This window comes from Bartonella sp. AS69XJJH (assembly GCF_042195585.1).
Classification (GTDB): domain Bacteria; phylum Pseudomonadota; class Alphaproteobacteria; order Rhizobiales; family Rhizobiaceae; genus Bartonella.
The window spans coordinates 103047-120627 of record NZ_JBHIOO010000006.1 but is presented as its reverse complement, the minus strand read 5'-3'; the positions used below and the strand labels follow the sequence as shown (position 1 = coordinate 120627).

Genomic DNA, 17581 nt, shown 5'->3' with positions numbered 1-17581 from the left:
TTATTTTTCTCATCGCGAGGGGAATAATCGCATTGAAAGATAGGGAAACGAAGGTTTACCGCCTTTTTCTCTTGCCGTTAATCTTTCTTTTTTTTGGGCGCAAGCGATGTGATTAACCAGCTGGCTTTCCCACGCTGGGGAGCAATCGCAATGTTGGCAGGGCTGATGATCGGCTTTGGCGTTGGCTGGTTGCTCTGGCGTGCCACTCCGCGTTTAAAAATCAAAGAGGGAACGGATTTAATTATTCGGCATGGTACGCCGTTGACGCTGATATTTATTCTTATCGCTTTTGTCATCAAATTCATATTGATTGTTTTTCTCAATATTGAACCTGATTTGAAATATGTATTTGATTTTAACCTTCTTTTTGGTCTTTTAAGTGGGTTCACTGATGGTGTGTTTTGGGGCGGCACATTAAATTTATATATAGCATTTCGAAAGAATCGAAATTAATCCTTATACCATTAGCTGTGGGTGCTTCCCATTAGAACTATCTCAATAGAAGCTTATACCTAACAACAACGCTGCATACAAATGCAGCGTTACCTCATAGTTTCAGATTTTTTATCCCAACGCGTGAATACGTGACGGAAGTGATATATCTGACTATACCCCCCTTGGGGGCAGAGTGAGCCTAAAGGTTTAGAATGCTATGAGTTTAAGCTAGCTTGATTTTGAGCAGATGGTTTATCGCTCATGCTAATCATTTTGTTTTACGATTCAAAAAAGAGGATAGTGATGGTCTCATTGGCGTAGGTGGGCAAGAAAACTGTTAGCTTGGCAATGCGTCAACAATTTGTAGAACTATGTTGTGGAACCCCTACGCAAAGCCGTTGCTATGATGGCATGATGCTTTTGTCAAGCATTATGATATGGGGAGGAACCGGTGTTTAAGGGTGCAACTGCGGTCACTATACGATCCAGTAGCATTACGTTTTTACGTTTGAGTATTTAGGAGCGGTAGACTCTGTACAGGCTATGCGTGCAATATGTGAAGCACGCTTGTGGGAATCAGTGTGCCATTATTGCGTTGTGCATGCAACCCTCTAGCTAGTACTTCATTGGTAAGGTTGTTTTTTGAAGCTGATTAATTATCTGTGTGTTTTTTAAGAGAACGTTAGCACTGATGTATCGCGTGCCGTACCATTTGTCTTTATACAACTATTCTCATTTCTCTTATTTTTTGCCCTTAAGAAATCTGCGCTTTTCGGTCTTTTTACGTACGAGCGGTAATGTAGTAGTGACCTTGAGAGGGTGAATTTTTTCTCTTTTTATTAAAAATATCCAAACCGTTTCATTTTAGCTGAGATTTCGTCTAAGAAGGTTTCTGCTAAATTTATGATTTATTTTCAATAGGATAAAATTACTCGTTTTGGGTGTGCAAGCGCACCTTATAGTGGGAGATAAGATGCAAATCCGCAAGCTTGGACGCGCGGTAGGCTGATAGCGGCAACAAGCTTGGGCATATAGTTGGCAGACACCGTTATTATTGAGTTTTTTTCTAGATTGTGTTTGGTTATGCCACATGTGAAGCAATTTTAAATTTACCCGTGGTGATATGTCGTCAAATTGGAGATACAGGTCTTCTATTTGTTAGAAATATGTCAATGCCAAAAGATAGACGTTTTTGGATGGACTTGTACCAATTGATAAGCTTGCTGATAATATTTGTAAGTGCCTAATTAGTGCACAAGAAGAAATAGAAAATCACTGTCGTTATTATGCAAAACAGTGTACCCAACTTAGAGTTGCGAAATCATTGCTCTTGCAAAGCAAATCAAAGAAAAGCAAAATGATCAAAATGTGGTAATGCGAATTGATTTAGCTGACTTGCGTAAGCAAAAAGAAATAAAACAAGCACAAGAAACTTTAAAAAATAAAGAGAACAGCTTATACGAACTTTTCGTGCAAGTAAATTTGCAGAGGATACAGAAATAAATAGGATAAAAGGAATCGCGACGTAGAAAAGAAATATTCATAGACATTTTATACTAAGTGTAACAGAGAAGCGCAAAGATGAGTATAATAGCGGGTGAAGATAAAATAGAGGGCATGAGTCAAAGCCCTGTTAATCCAGACATAGAAAAGTTAAAAGCAGTCTTTCCACAATGTTTTACTGAGGGAAAGTTGGACATAGATCAGTTATTGAATCTATGCGGCGAATATATCGATAATGATTTTGAGAAGTTCAAATTTGAATGGAAGGGCAAGGGGGCAAGTTTAAAGCTTGCGCAAAAGCCTTCACTTGCGACTTTGCGCCCGAAGCGCGAGGAGAGCGTAAACTTCGATAATACACATAATCTTTATATTAAGGGCGATAATCTTGAAGTTTTAAAGCTTATCCAGCGGTCTTATTTTGGTCAAGTGAAGATGATCTATATAGATCCGCCCTATAATACGGGGAATGATTTTATCTATTGTGATGATTTTAAAGACCCGTTAGCACGCTATAAGGAAGTGACGAGCCAAACGACAAAATCGAACCCTGAGACAATGGGGCGGTTTCACACGGCGTGGCTCAATATGATCTATCCGCGCTTGCGTTTGGCACAGACTTTATTGCGTGACGATGGGGTGATTTTTATCTCGATTGATGATCATGAAGTGCATAATTTGCGTAAGCTCTGTGATGAAGTGTTTGGCGAGGAGAATTTTGTCGCGCAATTGGTGTGGAGTTTGTCTAGCGGAACGCAAGCAGGGCATTTCACGCGGTCGCATGAATATATTCTTGTTTACGCAAAATATAAGACAGCCTTAAATTATTTTAAAGATTTAGACGGTGGAGTTATCAGTGATAGGGCAGTAAAAAAAATCTCAGCTGCAAATCCAGCGAGTGAAGTATTGTTTCCTAAAGGAAGCATTCAATTTGAAGGAACAGATGCAGAGTTTCCTGATGAGTTGGGGGGCTTAGAGAAGCAATATGTTGTTGCAGGTAAATTGCGCTTTGAGAATGGCTTATTAGCGGAAGATGTAACGATTAAAGCAGGGTGGGCTATGAAGAACCAGCTTATGTCATGGCTGGGCGGAAAAGAAACTTTTGATAGTAAGGGACAAAGAGTCACTCGATTTTATTTTAATGCGCAAGGTCGTGTTTGCTATGAAAAAGAAAGAGGTACGGTTCATCCGAAAACAGTGCTGCCTCTGGAGATTGGGAGTACCAAAAAAGGCTCTTCGGAATTGATTCAGTTGTTGGGTGCGAAATTGTTGGAGTATCCAAAGCCTACTGCGCTGCTTGAGTATTTAATAAAGCACATTTGCACCAGTGACAACGACATCATTCTCGATTTTTTCGCGGGCTCTAGTACAACAGCGCATGCAGTGATGGCTTTGAATGCCGAAGATGGTGGTAATCGCAAATTCATCATGGTGCAATTGCCTGAATTATGTGATGAAAAGAGCGAAGCCTATAAGGCTGGTTATAAAACTATCTGCGATATAGGTAGCGAACGTATTCGTCGCGCTGGTGCACAAATCAAGCAAAAGCATGAAGCAGAACTCACACGCGAGCAGCCTCTAGACACCGGATTTCGCGTGCTAGAGCTCGATAGTTCCAACTTTTCCATATGGGACGATAGCCCGATTGATTCGAATGCACTTGATGTTAAAGAACAATTGCAAATGCGTTTGGGTCATATTTTGCAGGGGGTGAATCCCGAGCGCTCTCATCAAGATATTATCTTCGAGATCATACTTAAATATGGTTGGCCACTGGATTTAAAAATTTATCCTTTATCAATCAATGGCAAAAATTTTTATTATATAGGCGAGAGCGAAGGCAATGTCTTGGTGATTATAGCCATAGACCCACCCTTTGAACCCGAAGATGCGGAAGAGATGATAAAGTATTTGCCCGTAAAAATCGTAGCGCTTGATGCGGCCTTTAAAAGTGACGAGGCGCTTATTAATTGCAACTTTATCTTTAAAGACAATGAAGTAAGTTTTGATAAAATTTAAACTATAGAGAGACGATTGTGGCGGCAATATGAAACTTAAATTTAAACAACAAGAATTTCAAAATGATGCGGTTAAAAGCGTCATTGATTTGTTTAAAGGCCAACCACGACGGGATTCTTCTTTTTCTTTGCATTCAGAACAAGGACAATTAGCGTTAAATGAATTTGGTTATGGTAATCAATTATTGATCAGTGATGAAAGCATATTAGCAAATTTACGAGAGGTGCAACAGAACAATAAACTCTTGGTAAGTGAGACGCTAGAGCAAAAGCAGTTTTCTATTGAGATGGAAACGGGAACAGGCAAAACTTATGTCTATAGCAAGACGATTTTTGAGTTAAATCAACGCTATGGCTTTACCAAATTTATTATTGTCGTACCAAGTGTTGCTATTCGCGAAGGGGTATATAAATCACTTCAGGTAACGAGGGAACATTTTCAAGCAGAGTTTGATAATCTGCCCTATCGTTATTTTATTTATAATTCAAAAGATCTTTCGCAAATTCGCCAATTTGCAAGCTCTACCAATATTGAAATTATGATTATCAATATTGATGCATTTAAAAAAGCAGAAAATATTATCAACCTTCCGCAAGATAGACTGAATGGCGAAAGTGCTATGCGCTATATCCAAGACACAAATCCGATTGTGATCATAGATGAACCGCAATCGGTGGATAATACAGCAAAAGCAAAGGAGGCTATTGCGAGCCTTAATCCGCTTTGTGTTTTCCGCTATAGTGCCACGCATAAAAATGAGATTAATCTTTTATATCGTTTAACACCTGTTGATGCTTATCAAAAAGGACTGGTAAAGCAAATTTGTGTCTCTTCTAATCAGATAGAGAAAGATTTTAATCGTCCCTATATTGCTTTGAAAGCCGTATCACGCGAACATGGCTTTAAGGCGCGCTTAGAGTTGGATATTGCGGGAAAGAATGGCACTGTTAGCCGTAAAACGGTTACAGTGAGGCAAGGCGATGATCTGTATCGCGTTACAGGTGGGCGTGAGCTTTATAAGGGCTATATTGTTTCGGGTATCAATTGCATGGCGGGGGATGAAGCAGTTGAGTTTTCTGATACCAAAGTCGTCAAATTTGGTCACGCGCTTGGTGATGTGAATACAATAGAGCTTAAACGCGCGCAAATTTATCGCACTATAGAAACACATTTAGATAAGGAATTGCGGCTTGTACCTTTAGGGATCAAAGTTTTGTCACTGTTTTTTATTGATGAAGTGGCTAAATATCGTAGCAATGATGAAGAGCTAGCGCTTTATGAGCGTATGTTTGAAGAATGTTATGAAGAGTTGTGGGCGAAAGAGAAATATGCACCCTTGCGGACTAAGTTTGCGCAAAATGTTCGAAACGTGCATGGCGGTTATTTCTCGCAAGACAAGAAGGGTGTCTATAAGAATACAAAGGGTGACAGTCAAGCCGATGATGACACTTATAACACGATTATGCGTGATAAGGAGTGGTTATTATCTTTTGCATGCCCCTTGCGTTTTATCTTTTCGCATTCGGCATTAAGAGAAGGCTGGGATAATCCGAATGTGTTTCAAGTGTGTATGTTGATCGAGCAAAAATCGAATTTTACTGCACGGCAAAAGATTGGTCGCGGTTTGCGCCTTTGCGTCAATCAACAAGGAGCGCGCGTAGAAGATAAAGATATAAATGTGCTGCATGTTATGGTGAATGAAAGCTTTGCTGAGTTTGTGAGTACATTGCAAAAAGAATTAGAGGCGGATATTGGTTATAAATTTGGTACATTGCAGATGGAGAAGTTGGTTGGCTGTGTTTATGAAGATGTAAAATATGTAGCCGCTAAAGTGGAAGTGTCACAAGCACAAAAAATTATTAAAACGCTTGTTGCAAAAGATTTGATTGACGAGGCGGGTATGGTTAAAGCAAATCAAGATTTGGTAGCGAATGAATTTGAAGTTATCGGGGCGGAGGAAATGCCACACGAATTGCGTCAAGAAATTGTGAAAAAAATTGATGCGGGCGTACTTATTAATGTTGAGACGCTGCAAGATCTGACGTATGTGACAGCTGTGACGGAAAGAAAGTTTATGTCTTCGCAAGAGGCTGCTGATGTATTGGCTGAGTTGCGTGAAAAAGCCTTGCTTACATCAGAAGGAAAAATTACAGATACATTAAAAGCGCAATGGGCAGCGGGGACATTGGATTTAAGTGAACGTTTTAGTAAAGGGCAAAAGCGGGCTGTGATGCAGGCGCTAGAGGCGATCCAAGCCATGCCGATTATTCGTAATGCTGCGCGCGAGGTGCGGGTTAAGCTTAAAAAGCAAACAGTGGCTTCGCCCGAGTTTTTGTCCTTATGGGAGAAGATCAATAAAAAGACCACTTATCGTGCAAAGCTTGATCGCACAGAGTTTGTCGCCAAAGCAGTGGATGCAGTAAAAAAAATGGCGCCAGTTGCACCTGCGCATTTGGTTTATCAGACAGCAGAAATAGAACTGGATAGCACCGGTGTGGCCTATGAAGAGCAGTTATTAAAGCAGAGTGCACTTAATTATATCTCGTGTACACTGCCGAACATTGTACATTATTTGACCTTAAAGCTGAAATTAACCGCAAAGACAATTATTGGTATTTTGACAAAGAGTGGTCGTGAGCATGAGTTTGTGAAAAATCCACAAGCTTTTTTAGAGCGCATAGAAGAAATACTCAATAAAACCCACGTTAATCTTATAGTTGATGGCATTAAATATTTAAAGTTGGTAGGGCGAGAATATAGTGTACAAGAGTTTTTTACCAGCGAAGAACTTGTGGCGAATTTAGAGCGCACAGCTGTGGTGAGTGAGAAGAGTGTGTATGACCATGTGGTTTATGAAAGTAGTGTGGAGAAAGAGTTTGCGCAAAGTCTCGACAATGATCCTGAAGTCAGGTTGTTTTTTAAATTGCCAAGAAGTTTTAAAATAGCTACTCCCATTGGTTCTTATACACCTGATTGGGCGGTCTTTTTAGAGCGTGAGGGCGAACAAAAGCTTTACTTCGTGCTGGAAACAAAAGGATCAAATAGTGAGTTTAATCTACGTCTTAAAGAAATGATGAAGATTAAATGCGGAAAAGCGCATTTTGATGCGCTACAAACCGGCGTTGAGTTTAATGACCAGCCGGTGACAAGTTGGCGTGAATATAAGCGTGGGGTGTCGGCGACGGACGGGGGTGGCAGGGGCGCCAAAAGTACTGAACTCGTTGCCGCGGAATGAAGTGGGGAGAATAAGTGGTCTGTGGCTAATGCGTTATATTTTTTTGAAATAAATTTTACGAATTTAAAAGTGTGAAGGACTTAATAGGATCTATTTTTAAAGCAACAATAAGATAGATTAATATTCGTGGAGAGTGTTTATGGAAGTTGCAATTACCTAAGCTTTGTTGTCTGACGCGTCAGAAATCAGCCCCCTTCTGGTTGAGACTTGGCATGATATTTATGATGCGGTGCTTGGGAGCATAATGTTGTACAAAAATGCATGGCATGAAGTCCAAAAAACCAATAAAGGCGCATTGCGCTTCTCCTTTAAGAACTGGGCATCTCCTCTTAGCTTAATGAGTTTTCATTATGCATCCTTTACGCAAGACTTGCGATGGAAAAACTTTACGGAAAAAATCAATGTGTTTTGTTTAAAAGATCCGAGCTTAATACGCCCTTCAATAGGGAAGGGGATTTCTCAATGTTTGTTGTGATGAAGCAATTACTCCTTCTTGGCATGCCACTGGCTGTTGGGTTTATCTCTCAGATGATGATTTCCTTTATAGATGCAGCGCTTGTAGCGCATTTAGGCATCCAAGCCTTGAGTGGTACAATGTTAGCTCTGAGTATATTTAGTTTTGTTATGTTGTTGGGACTAGGGATTATTACCGCAGTTGCACCAAAACTTGCGGAAAGTTTTCGCAAACAAGATAGAGATGCATTGAAGGCATGGTTTGATCAAGGAATATGGCTTTCCCTTTTGATTGGAATAATAAGTGCAATCATTTTACTCAATACGAGGAATATTTTATGTCTTCTCGGCCAAAATGAGGCAATTGCTCATATAGCGCAGGAATATAACAGGGGCGCTGCGATAGGAGTGGTGTTTTTTTATCTTTATGTGAATAGCCGTGGATTACTGTCAGCAATTGGTCATCCAAAGCCCTTAACTTGGATTATGCTTGCCGCTATTCCTGTAAATTTTCTCATCTCTTGGCTGCTTATTTTTGGTATAGGTCCTGCAAGCGGCTTCGGTGTCTTTGGTGCTGGAATTGCGAGCAGTTTGATCCGTATTTTGATTGTTATGGCAGTAGCAATAATTCTATCTCGCAATTCTGCTTTTCATTCCTTTCACTTGAATTATTTGAGACCAAAGTTAGAGATTTCACGAATAATAAAATTGCTGCGCGTAGGGTTCCCCATTGGTATACGTATTCTTATTGCGGAGGGCTTTCCTTTTGTCATTGCCTTCATAATTACGGCTTATGGGGTCCAAGCTTTGGCTGCTCATACGATAGGTATGCGTCTCGATATGCTTATTTCTGTGGTGGCGTTAGGGATTTCCAGCGCAGCCGCAACAATAGCAGCGTGGTATAGAGCAGATGGGAATCATATGGCTCTAAAACAGCTGCGTATGAGTGTCACAGTTTTTGCTGTCGCTTATGTTTTGTTTTTATCAGGGGTTGTTTATTTTTCTTATGAATTCATTCTTACGACCATCTTTGATATTTCTTCAGACCGCGTTGTTGTTTTTTCTTGGGAGTTGCTACCATTCGTCTTATTGTCTTTTACTTTTGGCACGTTAGGAGCTATGCTCAATGGCATACTTGTTGGCTTGCTTGATACATTTTGGCCAACTATTGTTGTAATAATAAGCTATTGGGGGGTAGGCTTATTTGGGGGCGCGTTCATGGCACATTTTTTTGAATATGGTTTTATGGGTTATTGGCTTGGCATGATTGCTGCAAGTTTAATCGTTTCTATCTTTAATTATATGCGTGTCGGTTATTTAATAAAACGCAACCCTATGTTTGGGGCGGAGTGAGTGTTATAAAAGCACAGCAATGTCAAGTTGCTTCGGCTAAAGATGATTTTGAGGATGAAGTCCATACATGGAGACTTAGCAGCGAAGATGCATAAGCTCGCTGCACATATCTTGCTGATGAAATGTGTTGGTCATTAGGGCTGGACGATGTGATTATCGCAGCGCGCTTTCGTTCTCATCAATCCAAAATTGAGTTATTTCAGACGAGAGCTAAATGTGTATTTTGGAGATTATTATAAGCCATAGGCACAATTTTTAAAATGGGTACCACTATGGACGTGCTTGAAATATTGCATATTATGGGGGCATTCGCCTGCACATGCATTTTCGTGTAGGTTGAGTGAGCGGTTGGATTTATTACCGAAACTACCGTGGGGTGTTTGTGTTGTTGGCTCTAATGCAGAGGATAAAATAATCTCTGGATGTGCGCATCGTAATAAGATTGATTCCGCATCTGTAAAATTAGGTCGTAAAAGGCAACCAATGGCTGGCGGTGGTCAACAAGAAAAATGTTTATGATCATGTGATTTGTGAGAGCCGTATTGAGAAAGAGTTTGCGCAAAATCTCGATAATGATCCTGATATAAGATTATTTTTTAATTGCCAAGGAGTTTTAAAATTGCAACGCTAATTGGCTCTTACACCAGATTGGGCGGTATTAGAGCGTGAGAGCGAACAAAATTTATTTTGCGCATTTTGCGGCGCTTGAGATGGGGTTCAAGTGTGGTGCATAGCCGGTGACAAATTGGCGTGAATATAAGCGTACTTTGTCTGAAGCGGCGCATGAGTTTCCAAGTGCTGCGGTGGTTGTTGCAGAATGATTAGTGCATGAAATACTTAAACCTAGGCGCTAGGAGGAGAGCAAAGCTTTTTATATCAAAATAATAAATCAACAAAAGCTAGCTAAAAAGTAGCTATAATGTGTACTTCATGTGAAATTTAATTATTTTCATTTAATACAGGAGGTAAAGTTATGAAAACTAAAAATATGTATAAACCACTGAAAAAAACAAATTAAGCGGGGTGTTGTTACTTCGTTTAAAGCCCAAACAAATGAGCAGAAAATGACTGCTCGACGCTCCCTTCTGAATTGAGGTTTAAAATATATAAAGCTGGCAGCAAAAAAAGCTGCTAGCTTTATAGCTTTTGGATATATTAATGACGATAGATTATGAAGTTAAAAAATTGCTCTATGGCTGTGCGGCAATGAGCGGGGTTCGGCTGATTACAGGTTCTTTCCATGCTTTCTTTTTCTTGTCTATGGGCGTTAGTATAACACAGTTAGCTTTATTGCAAATTGTGTTTAGCGTAGCTATTTGTATTTTTGAAGTACCTTGTGGGATTTTAGGAGATAAAATCGGCGTTAAACAAAATGTTATCTTATCATGTTTCTTTTTTTCGCTCTTTTTCTTTTTATGTATCTACGCGCCTAATCTTTTTGTCTTAATTCCGGCAGAAATTATTTATGCTTTAGGCTTTGCTTTATGTTCTGGCGCTGATAGCACATGGATTAAAGGCTTAATCGACGGCGGTGGTTACAAGGGTAGTTTGATCTACCACCAAGTAAACGCCTATAAGCGGGAACTAACGGCATTCATGAATACGGTTGCTGGTGCGCTAGGTGTTCTTATTGTTTTGTGTATGGATAATTATCAGTCGGCATATTATTTTTGTTCTTTCGGGTTTCTCGTGCTTGTATTCTTGTTTAGTCGGGTGACGGGGATAGCTATTGCATCCGTTTCGGGTAGTCAGCCAATAAAATCGGGTTCTTTGTTGCATGCAACAGAAGCTTTTGCTTATTTAGTTACCTCAAAAATCGGGTTATATTATATATTGATATGTGGTTTTATTGTTGCTGCATTGCAGCCAATATTTCATTTTTGGCAACCTTTTATTTTGGGACAAACAGGAGTATTAGACAATGCAACAGGAAAGACTAAAATTCTTATTCTTGGCCTGTGCTTTGTGTCTTATACTCTCGTAAAATACTTATTTAATCGCTTTGTAATTAAATATCTTATGCAAAAATACGCTCCTATGGCGATAACTTTGTGCTCACTCGTCCTGAGTGCTGTTGTTATGCTTGCTCTGCTTCTCGTTGCAAATAGTTGGGCCCCCATTATTTTATTCACTGTATTTCACAGTTTTTTTTCTGTCCCTATGACGCAGTTTGAAGCAGAATTTTTTAAACATATTCAACAAAAGAATGCAAATACGGTTTTATCCATTGTTAGTTTTCTTGCGCGTATTTTTGGTATTTTAGCGCTTGTGCTGATTGGTTGGTTGGCGAATAATGTTTGTATAGAAGCAGCTTTTTGTTTCGCCTTGGTTTGTATATGTTTAATGATCCCGCTTAATTTGGCTTGGCTTTATACTGATAAAAAGTTAATAAAAAACGAAGAGGTCTGAGAATGAAGATACAGTTGAACAGGGCCTTGCCTATGACTTACATGAAAGACACAGGAAAAAAATAGTGTGTGGGTCATCTTATATGGATTTAGTCGAAATTAATAGCTGTCCATCGTTTTTAGTAGAGATGCTTATCGATTTGAATGCGCCAAATGATTGTACTGCTATTAGCCAGAAATATCGCGAACGAGCATATCAAGGGGCTTATGATATTGATGTTTTGCTAAATAGTGGGCGCGTATTAGATTTTGCAAAAAAAAACGCAAGCTTTTTTAGAGTGCGCGGAGGAAATCCTCGATAAAGCGTATGTCAACCTTACTATTGCTGGTATTAAATATTCAAACTTAGCTGACCAAGACTATTAGCTAAATTTTGGCTAATTTAGAGCGTACAGCTCTGGTGAGTGAGAAGAGTGTATATGATCATGTGGTTTATAAGAGTAATATTGAGAAAGAATTTGCGCAAAATTAATGATAATGCCTCCGAAGTGAAATTATTTTTTAAATTGCCAAGGAGCTTTAAAATCGTGACGCTCATAGGCTCTTACACGCCGGATTTGGAGGTGTTTTAGAGTGAGATGGCGCGCAAAAGCTTTATTTTGTACAGGAAACAAAAGGAACGAATAGCGAGTTTGATTTGCGCCTTAAAGAAATGCTGAAGATTAAATGCGGCAAGGCGCATTTTACCGCCCTTGAGACTGGTGTGGTGTTTAACGAGGCACCGGTGATGAGTTGGCGCGATTCTAAGCCGAGGATGGTGGTAGAGAAAGTGGAGGGCTGTGGTAGGAGTGGGTGGCTCGAATGACGCTGTCTTTAGTTGCGTACCGCCAAGCTAATTTTGTGCTTTGCGAAATTCGCCAAGGCTTTTGGACGTACCACGTTTACCGCGTAATAAAATCTTATGAATATCATGCAGAAGGCGCGCAGAAATGGGTGATTGCGTGTCTAGCTTCCCAATGCCGTAATTAAGTACAGTCACATAATGAGATAGCTCTTCAATATCATCAGTCACACTGATAATTTTTCTTTATTTTCAAACAATAATAGGTCAGATGGTAACGATTATGTCCTTTTTATCTGAGAAAAGAGGAGCACCGCTTGCGTATATGCACGAGTAGAAGTCAATCAACATTGGTCTGAGGTAAAAACCGCCAATTATTTCTAATACACCGAAGGATTTCATAGTTTGCACTAACGGTTTATATAAAGCCGCTCTTTTAAAAGGTAGATTGGGTGGCACATTTATTGGGATATAGGCTTTATGAATCTCTCGAACTCAGCTTTCTGTTATGCAGGTTCTAAGGCGTGATTGCATATATGTTCGCATCTGTTGCTGCGTTGTGTAGGCAGAGATCCTAAATTAGGAAAGGATGGCTTCTCTTTTAATTACAAAGGAAGAATACGGCGCGTAAGTGCAGCAAAATGTATTTTGAGGAGCAGTAAAGGGGTGAGGCATTTAGATGTCCAGCGGGTGACGGATTAACTGGAGTATAAGTGGGCATTGCTAGGGCGGAGTTTTTAGTTAAGAATTGCGCTCCGTACGCTATAAGCTCTCTGCATCCTTCATATAGGCGTTGAGATCAGCGCCCAATGCAACGTAAAGGGGCTATTTTGCCTTTAACGCGGCTGCTTCCATTAGTGCCGCTGGCTCTATCAGCCATTACGGTTATAATTTTCTTGTCCAAAGAACAGATCAATCGATTGCGTAATAGGGTATGTGTGCCTTTTTTGACCGTGTCTTTTTTTAAAGGCAGCTGTTACCTTGTGGCAGGGTTGGGGGTGTCTATATGATCAGCTTGCCAAAGAAATGGAAGCGTTATCGCGATAGCCACCAATAGTAGTCCAGCGATAAAGGCGGCAGCAAACTGCAATGATATAAAAGAACCAAGGACGCCGACTAAAAAGCTTCCGACCGGTATTCCAGCATAGCCGATCACCCGAAAAGCAGAATTAGCTCGCCCGAGAAGTTGCTTTGGTGTGAGGCGCTGCCTGAAGGCAGTAACACCAATAAACCATAAGCTTGCTCCAACACCAGCAGTAAAGGTGATGCCCCATACGACGACAGCACTTTTTGAAAAGGCTGGAATTAGCAGCAAGACAACCGTTCCTAAACCGTCAATGAGAACAGCTAGGCGCACCGGTGCATAGCGTATACGCGGCGCAAATAGGGCACCTGCCATTGTACCAAGCGCGTAGGCTGCAAACATCACGCCATATTGGCTGCTATGTAGGCCCAGATACCGACTGTCGGTAACGAAGAAGATGAACGAGGTTAGGAATGCTCCAAATACCACCGATAGAAAGAATGTGAGTAATGTAAGGGAGGTAAGATGCCGATTTGAAAAAATGAAACGAAAGCCGGCAATGATATAACGTAAAGTGATGTTTTCTTTATCATGTGTTGGCGATGTCGGAACAGCATGGCGAGCGGTAAAAATCAATGTGATAAAAAGCACGATTAACAGGCCAAGAAATAGCAGTGTGCTATGCGCTAAAATGCTGCTTGTTATGACAGGGGCAAGAAAATAGGAGACCCCGAAATCTAAAAACAAGACAATTGAGTAAAAGGTCATCAATCGCTCTCCCTCCATGATAAGTGGTGGAATCGTCATTATATAAGCTTCGGCAGAAACGACGATGAATCCAGCAATGGTTGCATAGAAGAAAATTTGTTCGGCTGGAGCAATCTGTATCATGAGCAGTACGAACAGTACAATATGCACTAGCATGAAGATGAGGAGAGCCGAGGTGGCAAGTTTTATTTTGTCGCAGTGATCAAGTAAAGCGCCTGCAAGGATGCCGAAAATTGGCCACGCTAATGAGAAGAGACCTTGCGCCCAACTTACTCCGACTACACCATATCCAGATTGTCTTGCTAATAGCGGGATGGCAGTGCGCAAAGCACCGCTGAGTAAGGCGAGCAGACTAACAGTTAGGCAAAAATAGCGTATGTTCTTATTGGCAAAAAGCGTGAACATTCTTTTCTCCTTAAGATGCCACACAGGTTTCTGCTGGTCCATCAAGTACGGCGGTTGTATTCAGCATGTTTGCGACATAGCCGTCCAAGATACTCCTATCTGCCTGAGATAGAAGAAAATACATAAGGTTGGAATACCATTGCCAACCACGCTGAGTTAGCTGGAGATCGTTATCACTTTCTGCGATGAGACCTGCACCTATGAGTTGTTGTAGGTTATTGTATACAAAAGAGGGAAGTGCGGTCCAGTCAATTCTTTCTTTTTTGGCATAGCCGTTATAAGGTAGCCGCATACACAAAGCCTTGGAGGCTTGTTGCTTCGCTGATACCCAATTGTAGTATACTTTGGATTTGCCTTTAAGTTGTATGTCGGTAATGTATCCGCTTCGACTAGGATTGGCTCGTGTGACGAGTGAGCCGAGAATCGACATTGCTGACGCCCCGAAGCCAACCACATAATCGTCATGATAACCATGCAAATATTTGTGATAGCGGAAATAATTAGCTGAACTCGTTTTAGCGAGCGTTAGAGGAGTGTTATTGGCAATTTTGATATAGGAATGTCCATTACACGGCGCATAGCCGCAGCTGCGCATAACGATGTCGCTAAATAAGCGAAGCATCTGTCGATGCTGTAGGTTGGATGGCTTTAGCCCTTTTTGTGCGTAAGACTTATGCAGTTGCGACGTGATAGCCAGATTGTTGATTGCATAGAGGTTGATGGTTTCAGGATGAAGCTCGCTGGCTTGCTTCAAATCGTATAATAGTTCTTCAGCTTGCTGGCTGTGCATGCCATATAGTAGGTCGAAACCGACATGTCCAATGATCTTTTGTGACCAAGCCACGGTATTGTTGATTTGTTCACGTGTTGAGGTGAGGTTAAACAATGATCGGAAACGCTCAATGAAACTCTGTATACCGAAGCTGATCCGGTTAACGCCGATCTCACGGGCAGCATAAAGTTTATCACGTGTGACGCTCTTCGGTTCGCTTTCCAGTGTAAACTCGGTTAAGGAAGAGAGCTCAAATTCGGCATGCAATACTTTTCCGATGTGTCGGATATTATCTGCGGACAAAAGCGACGGTGTGCCGCCCCCTATATAGATGCTGCGGATGGGCCCTCTAAGCGAGCGAATGAAATTTCCTTTGGTTCTGATCTCTGTGGTAAGCGCTGACATATAAGATTCGATTTGCTTAACGTGCTTGTAGGCTCCTTTCTGAAAGGGACAGAAGGAACAGATGGTTTCGCAAAAGGGAATATGCAAATAAAGAGAAATGGTACGCGCTTGTGGAATCTGCTTACTTTGCGCTAGTTTATTAAAGTCTAGGTAATCGTAAAATTCATTTGAAATAGTGCGAAATAACGGATATGTGAAGTTGTAAATCGGCTTGAGTTGATCGAATTTTACAAAAGGATGATCCACGAGTTGCATAGCTTACCCCCCAATTTCTTAACTTGCACTATATTATTGACGAGCGACTGGTGACCCAATCACCCGAGTGTATTACCAAAGATTTTCACGGAACATAATGAATCCTCCTTTTGTAGAAGTTATATGTATTATACATATAACTTCTTATATGAACAGGCTAGCTTGTTTAAGAGGCAATATAAAGATAAAAATATAAAAGAACTTTCTCTTGCAGCCTTATGGTCTAATATTGTAATTGGTATCCTGTTTTACGTTCGGGCTATGAATGCCTAGGGTGAGAAAAAGCAGGGTATTTTAATGGACGTGCGGGGCATTATTGTTATGTTGCTGGGATTTGGAATTTGCGTCTGGTTATGAAATATCATTAGCGCAAAAAGATGATTTTAAAGGTAGATATATATTTTTAAATATCTCTGTAAAACTTCGAGAAGAGATAGAATTATCTATTAGAAAACATATAAATGTCCAGTGTGATAATATTATCGAATTACATGACATCATCGTTCTTGCCCGCCATTTTGATATATTGCCTAAAATCTCATTGAGATTGTGCCATGTACTGGCAAACGGGGATAGATCGCGTTTTGGTATGGCTGCTGCGGAGTTACGTGCCGCATTATCTTTGCTAGAATCCAATAGGATTAGGCTTAATGGGGTGCCTTTGCATGTGGGCTCTAATTTGAATTCGACTGAGTTAATAGTATCCACCTTAACTAAGGCTGGAAAGGATATTTACGCATTGAAGGATCAAAAAAGTTTTATCAGTCTAGGCGGAGGATATCCGACTTCCACAGCGTTCTGCGATGCCGTGACGGTCAATGACAAATACCCTCGTAAAATTTATGAGGCATTATCACAATTGGGTTGTGATTTACATAAGCTTACGGTAATTATTGAACCTAGGCGTATTATATCTGAAGATTATAGTTATTTATTTTCAAATATTAGCTCTATAAAAAAGCAGAATGGTACGAACTTAATTACAATCTGGGCTCTGGGGATGTGTACTCAATCTGCACAGTATCACTAGATCATAAGTCAAAGTATGTGAAAGTCACTGATACAAAAAAGATTTTACAACGATAGAAGATCGACGATGAAGGACGTTAGTTCAAAGAAAATTGATATCATTGTGTTCTCATATCCTGATTTTTTGGCTTTTTAGATATAAATAACACACCTCCTAGGGGGCTGGAGACTATCAAATATTGGATCACGCATGGCGCAATTAGCAAAAAATCCTATCTATTGGATTTAGTATGCTCTACTGTATTTTCAGCTCTAAATATTGTGTGCGAAGTGCAATGTCAAGTGGTGGGAATTGATATAAGTGCAGAGTCTATAGATATCCGCTCAGAAAAAGGTTGATAGCTCTATTATACAGGGGATAGTTAAGTTTAATGTCGGAAATGCTGAGCGTATGTCTTAATCCTGAACATACATTTACGCATATTACGGCTTGGTGAGTGTTTGTAAGCATTAGTTGTAAAGGCATAGCTATTCACTATCCTAGGCTGTTTTCTTCTATGTGAATAACAATAGAGGTTACAAAACTTGCTTCATATTGAAAGAAAAGTTCATTTTCCTTTAGTTAAGCATTTCTACGGCCAAAAGAAAATTAAATATCTCGTCTTTATGATGCTTGCCAATGTTTGCTTATGTAGCGATTATTTGAGTCAGGATTAAGTTACGTCTACTATGGGTATTTTTCACTGTTTTATATAAGGAGAAGGTTCGCACCGATGTATCGTGTGCAATATCAATTTTT

15 protein-coding genes are annotated in these 17581 nt (G+C 40.3%); 12 read left to right on the top strand and 3 right to left on the bottom strand.

Annotation, left to right across the window (positions count from 1 at the left end; translation table 11 throughout):
- The first annotated feature begins 93 nt into the window (after window positions 1–93).
- The 11 genes from ACFIK6_RS04655 to ACFIK6_RS04605 all read left to right on the top strand — a co-directional run bounded on the left by ACFIK6_RS04655 (window position 94) and on the right by ACFIK6_RS04605 (window position 12208).
- Window positions 94–453, top strand: a complete 360-nt coding sequence (locus tag ACFIK6_RS04655) for a hypothetical protein (protein WP_375656518.1) — start codon at window positions 94–96, stop codon at window positions 451–453.
- A 303-nt stretch (window positions 454–756) separates the two neighbouring features.
- Window positions 757–894 carry a hypothetical protein gene (locus ACFIK6_RS04650; RefSeq protein WP_155915008.1) on the top strand — a complete coding sequence of 46 codons (138 nt, stop codon included), beginning with the start codon at window positions 757–759 and terminating at the stop codon, window positions 892–894.
- Window positions 895–2016: 1122 nt separating this feature from the next.
- The gene (locus ACFIK6_RS04645; RefSeq protein WP_375677419.1) at window positions 2017–3954 is read left to right on the top strand and encodes a site-specific DNA-methyltransferase; all 1938 of its coding nucleotides are present in this window, start codon (window positions 2017–2019) and stop codon (window positions 3952–3954) included.
- Between the two features lie 28 nt (window positions 3955–3982).
- Window positions 3983–7189 carry a DEAD/DEAH box helicase family protein gene (locus ACFIK6_RS04640; protein ID WP_375641911.1) on the top strand — a complete coding sequence of 1069 codons (3207 nt, stop codon included), beginning with the start codon at window positions 3983–3985 and terminating at the stop codon, window positions 7187–7189.
- A gap of 462 nt (window positions 7190–7651) precedes the next feature.
- Window positions 7652–8995 carry an MATE family efflux transporter gene (locus ACFIK6_RS04635; RefSeq protein WP_375641912.1) on the top strand — a complete coding sequence of 448 codons (1344 nt, stop codon included), beginning with the start codon at window positions 7652–7654 and terminating at the stop codon, window positions 8993–8995.
- A gap of 348 nt (window positions 8996–9343) precedes the next feature.
- Window positions 9344–9514 (top strand): hypothetical protein, encoded by a 171-nt coding sequence (locus tag ACFIK6_RS04630; protein WP_375641913.1) that lies wholly within the window; start codon window positions 9344–9346, stop codon window positions 9512–9514.
- Entirely contained in the window at window positions 9489–9626 is a 138-nt protein-coding gene (locus ACFIK6_RS04625; RefSeq protein WP_375677418.1) for a hypothetical protein, read from the top strand. The genes ACFIK6_RS04630 and ACFIK6_RS04625 overlap by 26 nt, the downstream gene beginning before the upstream one ends.
- Before the next feature lie 527 nt (window positions 9627–10153).
- Window positions 10154–11404, top strand: coding sequence for an MFS transporter (locus tag ACFIK6_RS04620; protein ID WP_375641914.1), 1251 nt, complete (start codon window positions 10154–10156; stop codon window positions 11402–11404).
- Between the two features lie 82 nt (window positions 11405–11486).
- Complete coding sequence (locus tag ACFIK6_RS04615; protein WP_375677417.1) at window positions 11487–11705, top strand: hypothetical protein; 219 nt, start codon at window positions 11487–11489, stop codon at window positions 11703–11705.
- A gap of 117 nt (window positions 11706–11822) precedes the next feature.
- A complete protein-coding gene (locus tag ACFIK6_RS04610; RefSeq protein WP_375677416.1) occupies window positions 11823–11975 on the top strand; it encodes a hypothetical protein in 153 nt (50 codons plus the stop codon).
- 65 nt (window positions 11976–12040) lie between these two features.
- On the top strand, window positions 12041–12208 hold the full coding sequence (locus ACFIK6_RS04605; protein ID WP_375677415.1) for a hypothetical protein: 168 nt from the start codon (window positions 12041–12043) through the stop codon (window positions 12206–12208).
- A 27-nt stretch (window positions 12209–12235) separates the two neighbouring features.
- Here ACFIK6_RS04605 and ACFIK6_RS04600 read toward each other — a convergent pair whose 3' ends face one another.
- The 3 genes from ACFIK6_RS04600 to ACFIK6_RS04590 all read right to left on the bottom strand — a co-directional run bounded on the left by ACFIK6_RS04600 (window position 12236) and on the right by ACFIK6_RS04590 (window position 15813).
- Complete coding sequence (locus ACFIK6_RS04600) at window positions 12236–12415, bottom strand: hypothetical protein (protein ID WP_375641916.1); 180 nt, start codon at window positions 12413–12415, stop codon at window positions 12236–12238.
- Window positions 12416–13160: 745 nt separating this feature from the next.
- A complete protein-coding gene (locus tag ACFIK6_RS04595; protein WP_375641917.1) occupies window positions 13161–14381 on the bottom strand; it encodes an MFS transporter in 1221 nt (406 codons plus the stop codon).
- Window positions 14382–14391: 10 nt separating this feature from the next.
- Window positions 14392–15813 (bottom strand): coproporphyrinogen-III oxidase family protein, encoded by a 1422-nt coding sequence (locus ACFIK6_RS04590; RefSeq protein WP_375641918.1) that lies wholly within the window; start codon window positions 15811–15813, stop codon window positions 14392–14394.
- Window positions 15814–16147: 334 nt separating this feature from the next.
- Here ACFIK6_RS04590 and ACFIK6_RS04585 point away from each other — a divergent pair, with 334 nt between their 5' ends.
- Window positions 16148–16843: a hypothetical protein gene (locus ACFIK6_RS04585; RefSeq protein WP_375641919.1), complete on the top strand. Its 696-nt coding sequence runs from the start codon at window positions 16148–16150 to the stop codon at window positions 16841–16843.
- The last annotated feature ends 738 nt before the right edge of the window (window positions 16844–17581 follow it).

What these genes read in the sequence shown, in the direction of transcription:
- ACFIK6_RS04620 (WP_375641914.1), top strand. Translation starts at nt 10,154, where the DNA reads ATGACGATAGATTATGAAGTTAAAAAATTGCTCTATGGCTGTGCGGCA.
- ACFIK6_RS04645 (WP_375677419.1), top strand. Translation starts at nt 2,017, where the DNA reads ATGAGTATAATAGCGGGTGAAGATAAAATAGAGGGCATGAGTCAAAGC.
- ACFIK6_RS04595 (WP_375641917.1), bottom strand. Translation starts at nt 14,381, where the DNA reads ATGTTCACGCTTTTTGCCAATAAGAACATACGCTATTTTTGCCTAACT.
- ACFIK6_RS04590 (WP_375641918.1), bottom strand. Translation starts at nt 15,813, where the DNA reads ATGCAACTCGTGGATCATCCTTTTGTAAAATTCGATCAACTCAAGCCG.
- ACFIK6_RS04610 (WP_375677416.1), top strand. Translation starts at nt 11,823, where the DNA reads ATGATCATGTGGTTTATAAGAGTAATATTGAGAAAGAATTTGCGCAAA.
- ACFIK6_RS04635 (WP_375641912.1), top strand. Translation starts at nt 7,652, where the DNA reads ATGTTTGTTGTGATGAAGCAATTACTCCTTCTTGGCATGCCACTGGCT.
- ACFIK6_RS04640 (WP_375641911.1), top strand. Translation starts at nt 3,983, where the DNA reads ATGAAACTTAAATTTAAACAACAAGAATTTCAAAATGATGCGGTTAAA.
- ACFIK6_RS04615 (WP_375677417.1), top strand. Translation starts at nt 11,487, where the DNA reads ATGGATTTAGTCGAAATTAATAGCTGTCCATCGTTTTTAGTAGAGATG.